Here is a 1,821-nt window from a genome sequence, read left to right on the forward strand (position 1 = left end):
CCAGAGAATTGTCAACCCAGGACTGTGAAGTTCTGATTACGGACAGCAAGTATAACATTCAATGGCAGTCTGAAAACAATATTTATGTAGATGATGCGCAGGAATTTCAAAGGTTGCTGCAGAACTATTATTTAAATGGAAAAAGCAGTTTAAAATGTGATGGGGAAAAGTATGCTTTGACAGCCATTCCATATGATCAATATGACTGGAATATTGTCTGCCTGAATGAAGAAAGCGGTTTGTATAGTTCCATTCGTTTGATGACGGCACTGTGGATTGGCGTCACACTTATGCTGACTTTTTTTGGTGTTTTTGTAGCAAGACAGGTATCTCGCTACATTTACCGACCGATTAGAGAAACGCTGATACAGTTGGAAAATATATCCGTACCGGATGATGGAATGAACAAAAAATATGGTGAATTTCAGACCATTTTGGATAGTATCCGGGATTTTGGAAAAGAAAAACAGGAACTGGCCTTTGCAATGGTGAAGCAGAGAAAAGCAGAGTGTGAAAAGATCATCCGAAGGATTCTGGAACACAGTTTTGAGCTGACTGATGAAAAAGTAAGCCGTTTGAATGAAAATTTCAACTGTGATTTAAAGATTGAAAGTACATCTATCATGGTAATCGTAGGATTTCCTGCAGATTCGGAACCGGCCAGAGATGAAAAAGAACTGTTATGCTTTTCCATGGCCAATATCTTTGTGGAAAAAATAGGAGAGAATTATCAGAATCATATTTATTCTATTGTAAATTCTTCGTTTGTTTCTATCGTTAATGATGTGAATGAACAGGAGAAACAGGAGTTGATTTCTTTATTCCTGGAAGCGAGAAGAATTTATGAAGAACTGATGGGTCAGAAACTGCAGATTACCATCTGTGATGAATATGAAACACTATTAGATACATCTACAGTTTATGACAAATGTATGTATTTGGAAAAATATCATACATTGGGTGTTGGAGACGGCTGTATTACAACGCGGAGCATTGTTTTTAACGAGAATAATAAAAACGTTAGATATGATGCAAAACTGGATGAATGGTTAAAACAGGCAGTTTTTGTGGAAAATATTATGAGCCTTCACAGTACCATTGATGAGATATTTTCTAACATCAGAACGCTGAAATATGAAAATGCGATACTGTCTCTGTTTCATCTTACAACTTACACGCAGGATATTTTAAATGAAAAGAATCAAAAGAAACTAGATTTCAATGAATATGATTTTACGACATTGAAAAAGAGTATTTTTGAAGAGCCATCCTTCCGTGAATTTGAAAAACAATATGCTGAGATTGTTGTGGGATTTATGAAGAAAACCATAAAGAAAAAAGAATCCAATCAGAATGATTTGCTGGAAAAAGTGAAACAGTATATTGAAGAAAATTATGATAATACGGAATTATGTGCGCAGAGCATTGCAGATAAATTTAAATTATCAGCAAAATATTTATCTTACGCTTTTAAAGAATATACTGGTGTATCACTGCTTGTATATTTACAGAAAAAGCGAATTGATACAGCGTGTGAACTTTTGGAAAATACCAATATGACTGTTGGAGAAGTTGCCTACAAAATCGGTATCGAAAATGAAAATTATTTCTATACATTATTTAAAAAGAATGTAGGAATGACTCCAAAACAGTACAGACAGTCGAAAATTACGCTGTAACTATGCGAAAACCAAAAATTAAATAAAACGGTAAATTTTAAAGATGTTTTCTTAATGAAAACATCTTTTTTATGCTTGAAAAAGGAATATCTTTTGGGGGATAATGAGGGTAGTATACTCGGAGAGGATGGTTGTAATTATG

Annotated in this window: 1 protein-coding gene; it reads left to right on the plus strand. The window is 34.1% G+C overall.

The features are described from left to right. Positions 1–1,679: helix-turn-helix domain-containing protein (locus tag ACKI2P_RS06135; RefSeq protein WP_407375980.1), on the plus strand; the 1,679-nt coding region annotated here is incomplete at its 5' end. Positions 1,680–1,821 lie beyond the last annotated feature (142 nt).

It is taken from the genome of Methanobrevibacter sp. (assembly GCF_045541095.1).
Classification (GTDB): Archaea; Methanobacteriota; Methanobacteria; order Methanobacteriales; family Methanobacteriaceae; genus Methanocatella.